This is a genomic window from Kitasatospora sp. NPDC001159, assembly GCF_053598235.1.
In genome coordinates, this window is sequence record NZ_JBSFJV010000089.1 from 1 (window position 1) to 16261 (window position 16261).

14 protein-coding genes are annotated in these 16261 nt (G+C 71.3%); 8 read left to right on the forward strand and 6 right to left on the reverse strand.

Annotation, left to right across the window (positions count from 1 at the left end; genetic code table 11):
- Positions 1–258: 258 nt before the first annotated feature.
- On the reverse strand, positions 259–666 hold the full coding sequence (locus ACWC9T_RS32145) for a hypothetical protein (RefSeq protein WP_449824575.1): 408 nt from the start codon (positions 664–666) through the stop codon (positions 259–261).
- Positions 667–1914: 1248 nt separating this feature from the next.
- On the opposite strand from ACWC9T_RS32145, the gene ACWC9T_RS32150 reads away from it, so the two are divergent.
- Entirely contained in the window at positions 1915–2238 is a 324-nt protein-coding gene (locus ACWC9T_RS32150) for a hypothetical protein (protein WP_449824576.1), read from the forward strand.
- A gap of 231 nt (positions 2239–2469) precedes the next feature.
- On the opposite strand, the gene ACWC9T_RS32155 is transcribed toward ACWC9T_RS32150, so the two are convergent.
- The 3 genes from ACWC9T_RS32155 to ACWC9T_RS32165 form a co-directional block, all read right to left on the reverse strand.
- Positions 2470–2592 carry a hypothetical protein gene (locus ACWC9T_RS32155; protein WP_449824577.1) on the reverse strand — a complete coding sequence of 41 codons (123 nt, stop codon included), beginning with the start codon at positions 2590–2592 and terminating at the stop codon, positions 2470–2472.
- A gap of 219 nt (positions 2593–2811) precedes the next feature.
- Positions 2812–3249 carry a DUF4259 domain-containing protein gene (locus ACWC9T_RS32160; protein ID WP_449824578.1) on the reverse strand — a complete coding sequence of 146 codons (438 nt, stop codon included), beginning with the start codon at positions 3247–3249 and terminating at the stop codon, positions 2812–2814.
- 847 nt (positions 3250–4096) lie between these two features.
- Positions 4097–5473 carry a peptidoglycan-binding protein gene (locus ACWC9T_RS32165; RefSeq protein ID WP_449824579.1) on the reverse strand — a complete coding sequence of 459 codons (1377 nt, stop codon included), beginning with the start codon at positions 5471–5473 and terminating at the stop codon, positions 4097–4099.
- Between the two features lie 166 nt (positions 5474–5639).
- Here ACWC9T_RS32165 and ACWC9T_RS32170 point away from each other — a divergent pair, with 166 nt between their 5' ends.
- The 6 genes from ACWC9T_RS32170 (at position 5640) to ACWC9T_RS32195 (ending at position 13056) form a co-directional block, all read left to right on the forward strand.
- The gene (locus tag ACWC9T_RS32170; protein ID WP_449824580.1) at positions 5640–5939 is read left to right on the forward strand and encodes a trypco2 family protein; all 300 of its coding nucleotides are present in this window, start codon (positions 5640–5642) and stop codon (positions 5937–5939) included.
- Between the two features lie 933 nt (positions 5940–6872).
- Positions 6873–8771 (forward strand): glycosyltransferase, encoded by a 1899-nt coding sequence (locus ACWC9T_RS32175; RefSeq protein WP_449824581.1) that lies wholly within the window; start codon positions 6873–6875, stop codon positions 8769–8771.
- 104 nt (positions 8772–8875) lie between these two features.
- Positions 8876–9085 carry a hypothetical protein gene (locus ACWC9T_RS32180; RefSeq protein ID WP_449824582.1) on the forward strand — a complete coding sequence of 70 codons (210 nt, stop codon included), beginning with the start codon at positions 8876–8878 and terminating at the stop codon, positions 9083–9085.
- A 222-nt stretch (positions 9086–9307) separates the two neighbouring features.
- Positions 9308–10162, forward strand: coding sequence for a DUF692 domain-containing protein (locus ACWC9T_RS32185; protein WP_449824583.1), 855 nt, complete (start codon positions 9308–9310; stop codon positions 10160–10162).
- A complete protein-coding gene (locus ACWC9T_RS32190) occupies positions 10159–11001 on the forward strand; it encodes a hypothetical protein (protein WP_449824584.1) in 843 nt (280 codons plus the stop codon). The genes ACWC9T_RS32185 and ACWC9T_RS32190 overlap by 4 nt, the downstream gene beginning before the upstream one ends.
- Positions 11002–11223: 222 nt before the next feature.
- On the forward strand, positions 11224–13056 hold the full coding sequence (locus ACWC9T_RS32195) for a flavin monoamine oxidase family protein (RefSeq protein ID WP_449824585.1): 1833 nt from the start codon (positions 11224–11226) through the stop codon (positions 13054–13056).
- Between the two features lie 388 nt (positions 13057–13444).
- Here the strand turns inward: ACWC9T_RS32195 and ACWC9T_RS32200 are convergent, their stop codons facing one another.
- Together ACWC9T_RS32200 and ACWC9T_RS32205 are read right to left on the reverse strand one after the other, a co-directional pair.
- Positions 13445–14134, reverse strand: coding sequence for a response regulator (locus ACWC9T_RS32200; RefSeq protein WP_449824586.1), 690 nt, complete (start codon positions 14132–14134; stop codon positions 13445–13447).
- The gene (locus ACWC9T_RS32205; RefSeq protein ID WP_449824587.1) at positions 14131–15405 is read right to left on the reverse strand and encodes a sensor histidine kinase; all 1275 of its coding nucleotides are present in this window, start codon (positions 15403–15405) and stop codon (positions 14131–14133) included. Before ACWC9T_RS32205 ends, ACWC9T_RS32200 begins: the two co-directional genes overlap by 4 nt.
- 195 nt (positions 15406–15600) lie before the next feature.
- Between ACWC9T_RS32205 and ACWC9T_RS32210 the strand changes: the two genes are divergently transcribed.
- Positions 15601–16146 carry a hypothetical protein gene (locus tag ACWC9T_RS32210; protein WP_449824588.1) on the forward strand — a complete coding sequence of 182 codons (546 nt, stop codon included), beginning with the start codon at positions 15601–15603 and terminating at the stop codon, positions 16144–16146.
- Positions 16147–16261: the final 115 nt, after the last annotated feature.

Sequence of the window (16261 nt, forward strand, 5' to 3'; positions counted from 1 at the left end):
GGGCGCCCACGGCGGCGCCCGCGTACTGAGGCCGGTTGTCCTTCACGAAGCCGAAAACGCCTCCGCAGATGAGGAACAGGAGCCAGGGTGGAGCCAGCTTTTTGCGTCTAATCGCAGGTATATGAACCATGAGGGATTGACGAGCCGTTCCATTGCGCCGCCCGGCCTGCCCGGCGTCCCCTTCCCGTCCCATATTGGTACACCCAGTCACCGGCCGGGCCCGGCCGGTGACTGGGCCTCGAGAAACCCGGTTCGAGGTCAGCGATGCGTTTCTCGGCGAAGCAGAATTTGGAGGTTATCCGGAATGCGGTGTGTTCTGCATATCAGTCCAGGTCCGAGACCCACGGAAACGACAGGGAAGCCCCATTTGTCGAGGTGGGCGTCGGCTTCGGCGGCTTCGGCGGCTTCGAGGGTGCCGGTGTCGAGGTGGGCGTCGGCTTCGGCGGCTTCGGCGGCTTCGAGGGTGCCCGTGTCGAGGTGGGCGTCGGCTTCGGGGGCTTCGGCAGTGCCGGTGTCGAGGTAGCCGTCGGCTTCGAGGCGGATAGCGCCGAGCGGCGCTCCTTGGCCTGGGCCGCGGCCGACTGCGCCAGGGAGGTCGGTGCGGCAACGGCGTTGCTGTGGGCGTCCTCCGGCGGGGAGGCGCTGGCGACGCTGACAGCCACGCATCCGGTAGCCAGGATTCCGGCTGCCGCAGCTATGGCGATTCCTGCTCTCATCATTCCCTTTCCGGGGACGGGCTGTTGGGCCATTGATCGGGTGGGCCCGGGGGTGTGGCCGCACCGCCAGCCTTGGCGATGTGCGCCGGTACACGCGGTCACCTCTGGTCACCAGCCGGAGGAGGCGTGTCGGCGCAGGTCAGTGGCGGGTGAGAATGGCCGCCGCTGGGTCCGGTGGGGTGGCGGTCAGATTCGGTGGGACGGCTGGGTGGGCAGAGCCTGCGCATGACGACACCTCGGGCCAGGCGCCCCGTCGACGGCGGCAGTCCGGCCCCGCCCGCTGTCCCCAGCGTCGCAGCGGCGCGCGCAGTCGTGCTCACACCGAGGAGGGCAGCACTGCCAGCCAAGGCCGCACTTCTGGCGATGCCGAGGCACGGCGGCGGGACAGCGCAGCACTGCGGTCGGTGTCGGACATCGGCGAATCGGACAAGACTGACCACACCTCCGGTGGAACCACGGGGGCGTCGGCCCCTGATATTGAATACGTCCGTCGAACCATCCCGGGTTCAGTGCGCCCACGATCCACACCCGCCGTCCGGCCAGGGCCAACCGCTCACGGATGGGGCGGGCGCGACGCACAGGAGCCTGCCCTGCCCATCGTGGCCCACCACCCTGCCGCTGCTGCGCCGCTTCGGCGCCGCCGCCCCGTGGCATCGGTTCAGCCGACCCGGTTGGCACACCCTCGCCGCCGGGCTCGACAACTCGGACGGCGACCAGTTGCTCGCCGCGGGCCGCCGCCGAAGCCGCGGCCGCCAGGAACGGGAGCAGGGACGTCAGAAGGCGGAGCGCGGGCGGCGCCGCCCGGCAACCCGGGTGCAACAGCGTGTTGCGTCCCGCGTTGCACCGCCTGACCTGCGGTGGTGAGTTTGGTCCCGTGCCATCGAACCTTGACCGATTGCCACCGAAGGTTGATGGGTGCGAGCTTCTGCCACTGAAGATTGACCGACACCGGGCACTGCTACCCCGCCAGGGCACAACAGCCTCTACGTCGTCTCCGACCACGGGGACCTGGTCGCCCGCTACGACAAGCGGTTCCTGTCGAACACCGAGCTGTCCTACCTCTACACCCCCCGGCCGGCCCGAACCGACGGTCTTCGACGTGGACGGCGTCCGCTTCGGCCTGGCCATCTGCATCGAAGCGAACTTCCCCACCGCCGAGTAGGAACGCCTCAACGTCGACTGCGTCCTGCTGTCCGTCATGATCGACGACCCCGCCCGCGCCACCGTCGCCCAGGCCTACGGCACCCTCTACAACTACTGGCTCGGCTACGCCGTCCCCGCCCAGTTCGCCACCACCGCCCCCTCCGGCATCGTCGCCCCCGGCGGACGCTGGCTCACCCGCGCCCCGGCCCACAACCAGCCCGCCCTCGCACTCGCCGACCTCGACCTCCACTCGACCGAGCCCGACATCGACATCGCGGTGCGTCGCGCCCGGCCCTGGCGGCGGCTGGCCCGCGCTGGCCTCTACACCGACCATCTCGCCGACGGTGACCCCAGGAGCGAGAGCCGCCCCGCGTTCTGACACACCCGAAGCAGCCCGCCCCGGCGCGACCGTGCCGGTGGTCAGGTCCACGACGGCCGCGCAGACCAGCCGCTGGTCCAGCTGGTAGCGGGCCAGGCTGCCCCGGTAGGCCTCGCCGCGGCCCGGCGGAAAACGCCTGGGAGGCCTGCGAGTCTCCGCGTTCGCGGCCCGCTCGGGTCCGGTGAGAAACCCGGGTACCCGGACGCGGCCGTCGGGCCGCGCGCGTCCGCGCTACGCGGCCGAGGCGTCCGGCTCGTCGTCGATGCGCATGAGCCGGCTGCGGGCGGCGACCCGGTCCACGCCGGACAGATTGGCCCAGTACTCTCGGCCCACACCACGTGGCAGGCCCGCCACTCGGCCCCCTTCAGACGGGCGGACTCGGCCAGCTGCTCCTCACTCAGCCCTGCAGGCCGGCCTCCAGATCGCCGCCCTACGCCGACAGCGTGGGCAGCTCGGGTCCCTGCTGCGCGAGTACTTTCCTCGGCCCCGGCCGCCTTCGAGGCGTGGAAGAACGGTCTGTGCCGGCCCGAGGCCCGTGAGCCCGCCGATCACTGAGCCGGCCAGTCGCGATCCCTACACGTCGAGGTCGAAGAGCGGAACGTCGATCGACGGAGGAGGTGGGTTGAGGACCAAACGAAGAGCCTTGATCATGGCGATCCACCGAGCGCAGTCAGCGGCCGCGACCCAGCTCTCGGTGATGCCGAACTCATCGGAAGCGATGCGTGCGAGGGCCTCATCGGCGAGCAGGCGGAGGTCCTCGGCGAACGTCGGCATCACAGTCTCCGGACCGCATCCGGATTCGACCTGCTGACCTCCAGGGCACTGGGCCGCGATCAGTGCGGCCGCAGCCACCGCCTCCTGCGCCTCATGGAGGTAGTCCGACGCGCCCAACGTCCGGGTGAGGACCCCACGAACCATGGCCTCCCGCTCGACGGACTCGGCCTCATCCAGCACTCCGGCGAAGTCCGCAGCCGTGTCGTTGTCGAACGGGCCGATGTCCCATGTCCCCACGATGACCTCCTCGCGTCGTTGGCGAGGATCATGGCACCGGCTACCGACAAGGCGAGCGAACCGCTTGCGGTGGCCCCACAGGATATCCGGGGCGTTGGGTCCACGGCGTGTGCAACCTGCCGGTGCTGATAGGTCTCCCGGGCAGCTGGCGGGACCCCGATTTCGAGGCCAAGGCCGCCGACCTCGTCACCGCCTGGCGCGCCGCCACGGCAGCGGCCACGTAGTAGGACCGCACTCCCGGACGAGCGCAGGCGCCGGCTCCACCGCGTGGCCGGCGCCCGCCGCCCGGGCGAAGCGGCCCGCCACCATGGCCATCAGGCCCTCGAATACCGACTGCCACTGGGCAGGGTCTACTCTGATCTTCGTTTGTCCACACGACTGACGATGATCAACGGTGGCCGTCTTCACCTCGCACCGGCCCCAGGCAGGCGCGACCATGCGGGACTTCTGAAGCTATGGGCGGGCTCTCGGGGCGTGGGAGGCGAGTTGTTCTTCGACAGCGGCACGGACTGCGACGACCGGGGAATGTGATGGATGGCTCGGGGCAGGGTGCCGTTGCGCTGGCAGTGGCCCTCCGAGATGCCCATTTCAAGCTGAAGAGCCTGGCACGGGCCTGGGAGGAGCGCGCTTCGCTGGGCACGGTACGTAGCCGCGAGTCGCTGGGGCCGGTTTGGCAGTACTCGGACGACCCGGACCAGGTGTCCTACAGCGACGGCCAGTTGCCCCACCGCCGCATCAGCCATGCCGGGTCTGGATGGGCTCTCCGCTTTGGCGAATATCGCCCCAAGCTTTGGGCACCGCGCCCGATTGAGACGCGGGAGCGACGTCAGGCGGCGGACGGCGCCTGTCAGCCGCCCTGCGGTGCACGGGTGCGCAGCAGCTGCCAGGTGGACGGCCCGACAATTCCGTCCGCTGTGATCCCGCCCTGCTGCTGGAGCGAGGTGACGGCCTGCTGGGTGTAGCTGCCGTACTGGCCGTCGATCTCCCGCGGCCCGAGCGGGAAGCCCAGGCGCTGGAGCAGACACTGCGTCTCCGCGATGCCGTCCGCGTCGGTCGCCCCGGGCGCCAGTACGGCGGTCACGGTCCGGCTGATTCCGGCGTACCACAGGCCGTTCTCCTGCTGGAACGCGCAGGTGTACGGCGTCAGGTGTCCGACTTCGAAGGTCGCCCAGCCGGTGCGTCGGTGGGTCGCTTCGTCGGTGACCCGGGCCCGGTACGTGCCCTTGGCGTCGGTGCTCGCGCAGGACCAGCTCCAGTGCAGTGAGCCGTCCTTCGCCACGGTACCGCTCTCGCCGGACGCCGCGAGCGGCAGAACCTGCCCGTCGGGCGTGAGGATCTCGTTGGTGTAGCGGCCACCGGGCGTGAAACCGGCCGACTCGTTGCCCAGTTGCTGACCGACGTGGCTGCACGTGCCGAGGACCTGGAAGCGCAACGGTGGCTGTTCGGTGAGTCGGGCCGTCCCGAGCCAGACCGTCAGGACGACGGCGAGCGTCCCGGCACTCGTCCCGAGGACCAGTCGCCGGTCGCGCCACGAGGGTGCCGCCGGCCGCAGCGCGGTGGTCACACCGGCGCGGCGCAGCGCCTCACGGCCGGCCTCGCCGGCTGCCTTCGCCCACTCGTCGGCGCGACTGACGGTCAGTGTGCCGAGGCCTTCCTCGCGGCGGTGCATGGTGACCACCCCGACGATCCGGCCGTGCGCCCACACCGCCGCTCCCGACATGCCCTCCCAAGGCGAGTGGAGCGGGTCCGGGTCCCGCTCGGGTTCCTGGACCCGCAGCTCCAGGGTCCGCTCCCGGCGATCCGCCAGCGGCGCGATCTCGCCGCGGGCGTGGCAGGAGTCCCGGTAGCGCGTCACGCCGCCGGGGTCGTCGCGCAGCTTGAACAGGGGGAAGCCCAGTGCGCTGCTGCGCAGGCCCGTGTCCGTCTCACGGACCGCCCCGAACCGCGCGGGCCTGACCCGTCGTCCGGGCCCGCCCTCGCCCTGGTTCAGGGTGAGCAGGGCGACGTCGGCGCGGGGATCCGACCAGAGCACCTGCGCCTGCGCGGTCCATTCCGTCGCCCGGTCCGCCTCGAACCGGGCCTGGATGCCGGAGGCCTGGCGTACGACGTGTTCGGCGGTCAGCAACATCCCGTCGCGCACCAGGTAGCCGGACCCGCGTTCCTCGCCGCCGTCGGCCCGGCGGACGATCACCTCCGCAGCCCGTTCGCCGCGCAGTCCCGTCACCGGCTCGCCTCCGCCGGCCGGGCGCCGCCTCCGCCGGTAGATCCTCGAACACCGAACGCGCCGCTCATACCTGGGAGTTGCCCACCATGACAGTTCGTCATGCGTGTGTCCTCGAAGTCCTATAGTGAGGCTACGTCCATCACCCGAGCCACCCTGGGGGAGACCCGTGATCGAACTGTCGGACGTCATCCGTGATCTGCGGGGCCAGTTGGAGCAGGCCGTGGCCGACGGCGCCGGCCGGGCGATCCAGTTCGAGCTGGGCGAGGTCGAACTGGAGGTCTCCCTGGCGCTGGAGCGGTCCGGGGAGGGGGGTGCCAGGGTGCGCTTCTGGGTCGTGGAGCTGGGCGGCGACGCGAAGCGCGGGCACACCGACACCCAGCGCATCAGGCTCACACTGCAACCGCGCGTGGCCGCGACCGGCCTGCCGCCCACGGTCTCCGGGCAGTCCCGGTGGGGAGAACGGTGACCGGTTCGAGGAGACCGGCGCTGCCGCCGAGGCCCGCCCGCCGCCTCCAGCGCGCGGCGGCCGGACTGTCGTGGCTGTCCTGACCCGCAAACGGCCGGCAAACGGCCCGCAAACGCGGGCGAGGCCCGGCACCCAAGTAGGCACCGGACCTCGTCCGACTGTGGAGCGCCAGGCCCGGGTTGCACGGACTCTCCCTACTGAAAGTAGGGCGTGCTCTGGTAGCACCGCTGACGCCTGACGAGGAATCATCTCCCTCGCGACGAGAAGAATATTAGCAGGTCGGCGGCCCACCATCGAAGTCGGCCCACCCGGGGCGCCGTGCCGCGGGTGGGCCGACCAGGCGGACGCTGACGCGGAGGGCCGAATCAAACCCGTCGGAGCCGTACCCCGCCCGACGTCCTTCCGCGCGGGACCAGCCCGGCCCGCTCCACGAGCATCGACATGCCGCGTTGGAGCGGCTCGGATGATCATTCGGAACCCACCGGCGTCGCCGCGCGCGTGCGCGGGCGGTTCCCTGTTGAGGGCGGGCGTCGATGCGCGGCTGGAGCCCGTGCGTCACGGCGGGCGATGCTGGCGTTGCGGCACTGTCGCTCGGTGCCGGCGCAGTTGTGATTCTCGGCGGTTTTCTCCGCGTGTTCTCGCCCTCCGAGGGGCGGCGTGAAGTGCGTACACGCTCCGGCGCGTGCGGACCATCCGCCGGGGCTCTCGCGGGTCGGCCATATTATCGTCTTTGGCTCTTGTGCGCCATTTACGTTTGCCCGGATCTCCGGTCCACTGTGAGAGACGGCTTCCGCCGCGCCAGCGGCGCCCATTCCAAGGCTTGCGACCGGTAAGGCGCCCTCAACCTATCCGACAGATCTCGGCATTGTTTGGGGTGGCGGCATGAACATCTGTTTTCTCACGAAGTACCCGCCGATTCAGGGTGGGGTCAGTATGCACTGCTACTGGGCCGCCCGCGGCCTGGCCGAGCGGGGACACCGCGTCTTCGTGGTCACGAACGCGGACGAGGTGGAGGAGACCTTCCGGATCCGGATACCCGAGACCGACCGGGCCATGAGTGGTGCCTACGCACCGGACTTCCCCGAAAGCGGCGGGCGCGTGATCGTCACCAGCACGCAGCCTCCCGATCGCCGCGAGCTCTACTATGTCCCGCTCGGCAACCCGACCGTCAGCCGGCTGGCAGGCCTGGCAACCGAGCTGATCCGCGCGCACGACTGTGAAGTGATCTTCTCGTACTACCTGGAGCCGTACGGAGTCGCGGCCTATCTGGCAAGCCGGTTCACAGGGGTGCCGTACGTCTTCAAGCACGCGGGCAGCGACCTGCACCGGCTCATGCGGCTGCCGGAACTGCGGACCACCTACACCGAAGTCCTGCGCGGCGCGAATCGCCTGATCTCCCGGGGGCCCTCGCGCAACCGGCTGCTGGAGGCGGGGGTGGACGAGAGTGCGATCACGTCGTGTGCCGCCTTCGGGTTGCCCGCCGACCTGTTCACCCCGGTCGGCCCGTCCCGTCCGCTGTCACAGTGGATCGCCACCGGCTCGGAGCCGGACCGGCCGGTCGACAGCGGTCTGCCCGTCCTCGGGATCTACGGCAAACTCGGCGAGTTCAAGGGGTCGTTCGACCTGCTGCACGCCATGCGGCGGCTGTTCTCGGACGGCTTCAGATTCAACCTGGCGGCCGCTGTCCAGGGATGGCAACAGGACGCCTTCACCCGGCTGGCGGGCCGGCTCGGACTCGCCGACCACGTCCACCTCATCCCGTTCATGCCGCACTGGTCCATCCCTGAGTTCATCCGCAGCTGCACCGCCGTCGCATTCCTCGAACGAGACTTCCCGATCGCGGCGCACACTCCGACCATCCCGTCGGAGGTCATCGCCTGCGGCGGATGCCTGATCGTGTCCACCGAGGTCGCGCGAAAACAGCTCTTCCGGGCCGCGATCCGGGACCGCCGCAACGTCGTGGTCACCGATCCGCTCCGCCACGACGAACTCGCGGCAGCCCTGCGTTACGCGCTCGAGGACGGCGCGCGGGCCCAGGACATCGGCCACCAGGGACACGTGGAACTGGGCTACGAGCCGACCTACGAGTCCTACGTCGGGGAACTCGAGCAACTGCTCATCAGCGTCGCCGAGGAGCCGACCGGTCCGACCTCCCCGAGCCGAGGCCCCGACACCGCCGGTGCCGACCCGGCCGGGGTGGCGCAAGCCGTGCCGGGCCTCTACCCGCGCACCCAGGCCTTGTTGACGGCCGCCGACGAGCAGCGGCTGCACCGGGCGGCACAGGCCGACGGCAGCCATCGCGACGCGGCGGACCGGCGTGCCCTCGCGCTGAGGGTCGGCCAACTCCTCCTCGGTATCCTGCCGCCGGACGCCGTGGTGGCCCGCGAGGTGTGCCGGTACGAGTACAAGATCCATGAGTGGACGCGCGACGCGGCCGAGGACAAGCCGACCGCCCCGCCCGGAGTGGAACTCGGCTGGCGCGCACGGTCCGACCAGGCCCGGCCGCGACTCGTGGGCCGGACGGAGGTCGTCGAGTTCAGCTGCGATGTGGAACCGGTGCTCGAGGCGCTGGCCGCCGGGCGCCGGGCGCCGGCGGGCGAGGGACCGCTGAAGGTCCTGTTCCACGAGGCGGCGGCACCACTACGGGTGAGCGAGCCCACCGCGTGGGTCGTCGAGCTGCTCCGCACCGGAGACCTGACCGTCGACCAGATCGCCCACCTGGCGCGCGAACGGTACGACGCGACGGGTCCGCACTCCGACCGGACGTCGGCGGCACAGTGCCTCGACGTCCTCGAAGGCCTCTGTTGGGAGGGGGTGGTCGCCTTCGACTGACAGTGCCGCACACCGGCCGTGCCCGCGGCGTGCGCCGGAGCGAGCGACAGAGCCCGTCCGTGCACCGGACGGTCGCGAACGACGAATCCACGAAAGGGAATGACATGAGCGACCAGAACAAGAGCCAGAAGGTCGAGGTGCGGGGCAGCGTCGATGCCGCGAAGTACCACGCGGCCAAGGCGCTCGGCGGCGAGAACACGATGTTCGAGCTGCGCGCGATGAAGCCGAACCGCGGATCCAACGCGGCGGTGGCCAACTGCATCGTGTGCCTGATCTGCATCGTGTGCTCGGCCGGTTCGCCCGCAGCGGCGTGAGCCGTCCCGATCGCGACGACCTGGTCGGCGCGTGAGGGAACACCGGCGACAAAGGGCGGCGAAGGTGATCCGCTGCTTCGCGGCGGCGGGGTCCCAGGCCGGGAGCGCGCTTCAACCGGGCGCTTCGAGGGCCACGCGGGCGCCTTCGCCGGCCCGACAGGGCGGCCCCGGGGCTGCCACCACGTCACGTGACGACCCCGAACCGGCAGGAGTGATGCGACCGTGCGTGAACCGTCCGTTCTAGGAGTCGGGCTCGGCTACCGACAGGAGCTGCGGGAGGCGATTCTCGACGCGGCCGACTCGATCGACTTCGTCGAACTGATCACCGACCAGTACATCGACATGCCACCGCACAAGGCGGTGGAGGCCAGGGAACTGGCCGACAGGTTCCCGATCCTGCTGCACGGCGTCGACCTGTCACTGGGCACGGACCAGCCCCCCGACACCGAGTACGTCAAGAAGATCCAACGGCTGGCCGAGCGGACCGACCCCGAGTGGGTCAGCGACCACCTGTGCTTCACCCAGGTCCCCGGTCTCAACCTCGGACAGCTGACTCCGCTCGCTTTCACTCCGGAGACCACCGAGATCGCCGCCCGGAACATACGCCTGGTCGCCCGGGAACTCGACCAGCCCTTCGCAGTGGAGAACATCTCGTACTACTTCCGGGTGCCGTGGTCCACCATGAGCGAGGCGGAGTTCATCACCGAAGTGGTCACCCGGGCCGACTGCCACCTGCTGCTCGACCTGACCAACGTGCTCAACAACGCGACCAACCTGGGGTTCGACGCCGCCGACTTCCTTGACCGGATCCCCTTGGAACGCGTGCTGCAGATCCACCTCGCCGGTGGCCACTGGCAGGACGGCGTGCTCCTGGACACCCACAGCCACCCCGTCCCGGCGCAGGTCCTCGAACTGCTGCTCGACTTCGTCCCGCGCATGCCCGCCCTCAAGGCCGTGATGATCGAACGCGACCAGAACTTCCCACCGCCCGCGGAGCTGCTTGCCGAACTCAACGGCATACGACAGGCCCTGGCGCCCGCCTGGCCGCCGGCTTCGCCACGCGGAGGCGGCAGGTGAGCGAGCACGTGAGTGAACTCCAGCGTCAACAGGCACTGGCGCGTTTCCTGACCGATCCCCGGGCCCGACAGGCCGTGCTGGCCGAGCAACCGGACCCGCTCCCGTGGGCCGACCGCGAACTGAGGGATCGGCTGAGCGAACTGGACCAGCCGCGCACCTCGATGTACTCCCATCTGCTCCTGGTCAACCGGATGACGAAGGTCACCGATGCGCTCCCGCTGGTCAGCTGGGCCCTCGGGCAGCGCCTGTGGGAGCTGGCGCCGGAGTACAACACGTGCTGCCCGCCCCGCCGGCCGAAGAAGCAGGACGAGGCCTTGGCATTCGCCGGCTTCCTCCGCACGAAGCTGGGATCCGACCTCAACGGACCGGCGTGGCTGGCCGACGTGCTGCGCTACGAGGTGGCGGTCCTCCGGATCCGCTTCTTCCCCGACGGCCCGCCCGCCGGCGTCCTGCCGGCAGCGCCGACGCTCTCGCGGGAGGAACTCCATCGGGTACGGCCCCGGCTCACCCCCGCCACCTGTCTGCTGGCCCTGGACCACGACCTGGAGGAGATCGGCGACTGCTTCGAGCGCGGTGAGACGCCGCCCCGAGCGCAGCAGCGCACGATGCTTCTGCTGCTGCAGGCCACACCCGAGGGCAGCGTCCACCAGGACGAGGTGAACCCGGCTGTTGCGGCCTTCCTCAGGGCCTGCTCCCAGGAGCGCACCCTGACCGAGGTGATCGAGCAGGTGGCCCGGGGGTTCCAGCCGGTCCCGCCGCCGCAAACGCTCCAGGAACAGTGCCTGGGGCTCTGCGCTCAGCTGGTACAGCGCGGAGTGCTCACGCTGCAGGCGGCCTGAACTCCCCGCGCGGACCGAGCGTCCCGCGGTCGGGTCCCGTCGATCCGCCGACGGGGCTTCCGCTTCCGGGCTCCGCAGGCCACCGAGGCCGCCGTTCCCACCGGTGAACGCGACGGCGTTGGGTGTGACCGGTGCGGGTGATCTTCGGGAGGCCGGCGTTGCGGCGTGCGGTGGTCGGGCGTTGCTTGGGCGATGTCCCAACTGCCTTCGTCAGGAGAGAACATGAGTCAGCCCGCTGTGAGCCGGTCCGGCGAGTCGAGTGCCGTCCCTGGGCAGCCCCGACTGGGGAGGCGTGCCCTCCTGGGGTCGGCCGCCGTGGCCGCGGTCGGCGCGGTCGGTCTCGGCACCCGGGCCGCGGCGGCAACGGTGCCCGCGTACGCGCCGAGCGTCGGCCCGGTGGCCGACGAGGCGGTCAGCCGTGCGCTGGCCCGCGAGATGCTGATGGCCGGTGCGGACGAGCAGACCGACCTGACCCTTGACTACCTGCGCATCCTGATCGACGGCCAACTGCCGCCCCGCGCCGACCGGAAGCGGGTGCTGGTGGTGGGTGCGGGCGTCGCCGGGCTGACCGTCGCGACGCTGCTCAAGCAGGCCGGTCACGAGGTGACCGTCATCGAGGCCAACGCCAACCGGGTCGGCGGGCGGATCAAGACCTTCCGCGGCATCTTCGCCGACCCCCGGCTGCACGCCGAGGCCGGTGCCATGCGCCTGCCCGACTTCCACCCGCTCGTCCTGGCGCTCGCCGACAAGCTCGGCCTGAAGCGGCGGCTGTTCTACAACGCCGACGTCGCGCCGGGCGCAGGCCCGACCGGCGCCGTTCCGCCGGTGACGTACCGCTCGTTCACCGGGGAGACCTGGAGCAACGGCCCGGACCGGACGTTCACCCCGCCCGCGGCCTGCTTCCGCAGTCTGATCGCGGTCAACGGCACCCGGACCACCCGCGCCGCGTACGCCCAGTCGCCGGCCGTGGTCAACCGCTCCTTCGGCGCCCGGTTCGACTCCACCACCGCCAGTGCCCTCGACAAGGCGTTCGAGGGGGTCTCGGTCCGGGACGGTGACATCCGCCACCGGCTGGACGCCTGGACCCGCATCTTCTCCGCCTACGGCTACCACTCCACCCGCCGCTTCCTGCGCGAGGAAGCCGGCTGGGACCCGGCGTCCGTCCAGGCCGCCGGCACCCTGGAGAACCTCACCTCCCGGCTGCACTACTCGTTGATCCCTACCCTGATCGACCACGCGGTGATCAGTCCGACCAACCGCTACTGGGAACTGGAGGGCGGCACCGCCATGCTCACCGACGCGCTGGCCGCCCCGCTCCGGGCCGACCTGCGCCTCGGTCACCGGATGACCCGCCTGGTGCAGGACGCCGGCAAGGTCACCATCGAGACGGTCGCGGAGAGCGGCGACGAGGAGTCCTGCGACGGCGCTCCCGTCGCCCGCGCCGGGACCTTCGAGGGCGACTACGCGATCGTCACTCTCCCGTTCAGCGCGCTGCGGTTCTGCCGGATCGAGCCCCTGATGTCCTACCCCAAGCGCCGGGCCGTCGCGGAGCTGCACTACGACTCGGCCACCAAGGTCCTGCTCGAGTTCCACCGCCGGTTCTGGGAGGAAGGCCTGGACGGCTTCACCGGCGGCGGCTGCGTCAGCGACAGCCCCAGCCGCTTCACCTACTTCCCCTCGCATGCGCCGGAGGGCTCCTCGGGGGGCGTGGTGCTCGCCTCGTACACCTGGTCGGACGACGCGGCGCGCTGGGACTCGCTCACCCCGGGCGAGCGATACGCCTTCGCACTCGACGACCTGGAGCGGCTCCTGGGGCCACGCGTGCGGAGGGAGTTCACCGGAGTCGGCGCAACCCAGTCCTGGGCGCGCGCCCGGTACGCCCTCGGTGAGGCCGCCATCGTCACCCCCGGTCAGCTGCACGAGCTCCACCCGGCTACCCAGACCCCGGAGGGCCGCGTCCACTTCGCCGGCGAGCACACCAGTCTCAAGCCGGCCTGGATCGAGGGCGCCCTCGAATCGGCGGTCCGCACCTTCCTGGAGGTCCACCACCGCTGAGCGAGAACCGCCGCGCACGCCCTGTTCGACCCCTTGACCACCGGGCAGGCCACCACCGTCCTGTCCGACCCCGAGCTGTCGGACGCGCTGGGCTGAGCCAAGGCGGTCCGGAGCGCGGGCCTGGCGCCGAACGCCGGGCGGGGTCGGACGAGCGTCGAGCTCAGGTCGGTGCGGTGCGCGCGCGAATGCGGTGCGCGGTCCGCAGCCCCTGCTTGGCGGCGGTTGCCACCAGGCCGCCGAGGATGGTTCTGGCGAGGTCGTGGGCGGCGAGGCGTTCCAGTACCGGCAGGGCTCGGTCGTCGGCGGTGGAGCCGAGAGCGCGGCAGGCCAGTGCCCGCAGGTCCGGGTCGGGACCGGTGGTGAGGACGAGGTTCGGCCGCGGCTGTGATCAGTCGGTGTTGCCGGTGGCGTAGCCGTGGCCGTGGGCCCAGGCGACCGCTTCGGCGCGGGTGGTGACGCCGAGTTTGGCGAACAGGTGGTTGACGTGGGTTTTGACGGTGGCCGGGCCGATGAGCAGGCGGCGGGCGATGGCGGCGTTCGGCAGTCCGGTGGCGAGCAGACGCAGTACGTCCTCCTCGCGGGGTGTGAGCTGGAGGGTCGGGGGCGGTGTCTGCCGTGGTTCGTCGTCGTGGCCGGGGCGGTCCTGGGTTTGGTGGCCGCGTACGGCTGCGGCGAGCAGCCGGTGCTGGACCTCGGGGTCGAGGGTGACCTGGCGGGAGACGGCCGCCTGGATGGCGCGGGCGATCTGGTCCTTGCCGGCGTCCTTGGTGAGGTAGCCGAGGGCGCCGGCCTGCAGCGCGTCGATGATCTTGGCCTCGTCGGCCAGCGTGGTCAGTACCACCACGGCTACGCCGGGCAGTTCGGCGGTGATCCGGCGGGTGGCCGCCACGCCGTCGAGGACGGGCATCACCAGGTCCATGAGGACGGCGTCCGGGCGCAGTTCGGCCGCGCGGGCGACGGCTTCCTCGCCGTTGGCGGCGCCGGCGACCACGTCGATCCCGGGGACCATGGCGAGGAGGGTCATCAGTCCTTCGCGGACGGCTGCCTGGTCGTCCGCGACCACGATCCGTACTGTCATGCCTCCACCTCCGCGGTCACTCGCCAGCCCTCCGGACAGGGACCGGCGGTCAGCTCCCCGCCGACCAGGAGCAGCCGCTCGCGCATCCCAGCCAGCCCGTAGCCGCCGGACATGCCCTCTACGGTAGGCGGCTCGGCCGCGCCCGGAGCCGCCGCGGTCCCGTCCGGCGGCATGGAAGGGGCGTGGGAGACGATGGTGAGCCGGACGCGGTGCTCGGCGTACTCCAGGGTCATGCGCACCGGTCGGGCGGGGGCGTGCTTGGCCGCGTTCGCCAGGGCCTCCTGGGCTACGCGCAGCAGCGCCAGACCGGCCTCCGTCCCCAGGGGCCGCGGCTTGCCGTGGAGCCGGAAGTCCGCGGCGCGGCCTGCGGCCGTGTGGTGGCCGGCGGCCAGGGAGGCGAGGGCCTCGGGCAGGGGCGGGGTATCGGCGCGTAGCGCGGCGATGGCCCGGCGGGTCTCGGTCAGACCGTCCTTCGCGATCAGGCGGGCCGTGCCGGCGCGTTCCGTCGCCTGGGCCACGTCCGCCGGATGGGCGGTGAGCAGGGTCTCGATCACCTCGAGCTGGATGACGAGAGCTCCGAGGGAGTGGGCCAGCACGTCGTGGATCTCCCGGGCGAGGCGGGCGCGCTCTGCCAGTGCCGCCGCGCGCTGGCGTTCCTCCTGCGCCTCCTGGGTCTCCGCGAGCAGGCGGCGGGCTTGCAGGTGCTGGATGCGGATGCTGCGGCGGGTCACCCCGGTCAGATAGGCGGCCAGCAGGACCGCGCTCCACACTTCCAGGGCCTCGGTGCGGGCCCCGTGCGGGCCGAGGGCCGTACCCGCGGCCAGCGCGAGCACGCCGCAGGCCAGCGACCCTGCGCTGATCAGCATGGGCAGGTCGGCGCCGGCCGCGATCAGCGCCAGGACGACCAGCACGGAGACCGGCTCGGCACCGGGCGCCGCGGTCAGCAGCAGGCCGCCGGACACCACAACCACTGTCAGCAGCGCGGCCGCGGTGCGCCGCGGCACCAGGTCGAGGGTGAACGCCGCCCTTGCGGCCACCACGCACCACACCAGCCAGACCAGCGTGAGCACCACGAACGCGGCCAGGTGGGCCGTACTCCACCGGAACTGCCGCCCCGGCACGAGCAAGGCCAGGACAAGGGCCAGCGCGACGGGCCGCAACAGCACCATCGTCCACACCTCGGCGCGTGCCTTGGACGGGCGCCGGGATGCGTCACCGGCCGGGTCCCCCCCGTCGTGCGCGGCCGGATCGGGCCGGGAGTCAGACAGCATGCGATCACGCTAAGCGAACCGGCGCCCGGCCCATCTCAACCGGCGGGTGGACAAGGGTGGAGGTCGCGGGCTCAACCCTGCTCCACCCGCCGGCCGAGGCCCCGAGCGGCCTGGCGGACACAGACTGGTCGGCGTTCACCGGACCGCCGGTAGATCGAACCCCGCCACTTCCCCCCATCCCGCGAGGAGCCTCCCATGACCGGTTTCGAACAGGCGCTGCTGGTGAACGTAGCCGTGCTGGTCACCACCCTGCTGGCCGACCTCGGCCCCAAGCAGGTCACCCGTGGCCGGTTGACCCGGCCGCTGATCACCGCCGCCGTCATCGTGCCGCTGTTCATGCACACCCTGTTCACCAGCGGCATCGGTCTGACCATCGAGACGGTCGGCTCGGCGGCGGGTGTCCTGGTCGGCCTGACCGCCGCCAGCCGTCTGAAGATCACGCGGCAGGGATCCGGCGGCACCGTGTCCACCGCCGGCGGCTGGGACTACGCCGTTGTCTGGATCACTGTCTCCGCCGCACGGACGCTGTTCTCCTACGGCGCCTCCTACTGGTTCACCGAGAGTATGGGCCGCTGGTTCGTCCAGCACGGCGCACTGCCCACCCAGGTCAGCGCGATCGTCACCAACGGTCTGGTACTGATGGCCGTGGCCGCCGTGCTCACCCGCACCGTCACCCTGCGACTGCGCTCCCGCAACGCACTGACCGCCGAACCCGCCACGGCGCACCGCTCGCACTCCTGAACCCAGTCGCGCCCCTGACGGCAGTCGCTGGAGGTCGGCGTCACCGGAGCTGCCGAGCGCCTGCTGCGCAAGGCGCACGTGCTGCGCTACAAGATGACCGCCGCCCGCCTGGAAG

Bases quoted from the DNA above. Each gene is read 5' to 3' on its own strand.
- ACWC9T_RS32175 (WP_449824581.1), top strand. From the start codon at position 6,873: ATGCACTGCTACTGGGCCGCCCGCGGCCTGGCCGAGCGGGGACACCGC.
- ACWC9T_RS32205 (WP_449824587.1), bottom strand. From the start codon at position 15,405: ATGCTGTCTGACTCCCGGCCCGATCCGGCCGCGCACGACGGGGGGGAC.
- ACWC9T_RS32145 (WP_449824575.1), bottom strand. From the start codon at position 666: ATGCGTGGCTGTCAGCGTCGCCAGCGCCTCCCCGCCGGAGGACGCCCA.
- ACWC9T_RS32195 (WP_449824585.1), top strand. From the start codon at position 11,224: ATGAGTCAGCCCGCTGTGAGCCGGTCCGGCGAGTCGAGTGCCGTCCCT.
- ACWC9T_RS32150 (WP_449824576.1), top strand. From the start codon at position 1,915: ATGATCGACGACCCCGCCCGCGCCACCGTCGCCCAGGCCTACGGCACC.
- ACWC9T_RS32210 (WP_449824588.1), top strand. From the start codon at position 15,601: ATGACCGGTTTCGAACAGGCGCTGCTGGTGAACGTAGCCGTGCTGGTC.
- ACWC9T_RS32200 (WP_449824586.1), bottom strand. From the start codon at position 14,134: ATGACAGTACGGATCGTGGTCGCGGACGACCAGGCAGCCGTCCGCGAA.
- ACWC9T_RS32180 (WP_449824582.1), top strand. From the start codon at position 8,876: ATGAGCGACCAGAACAAGAGCCAGAAGGTCGAGGTGCGGGGCAGCGTC.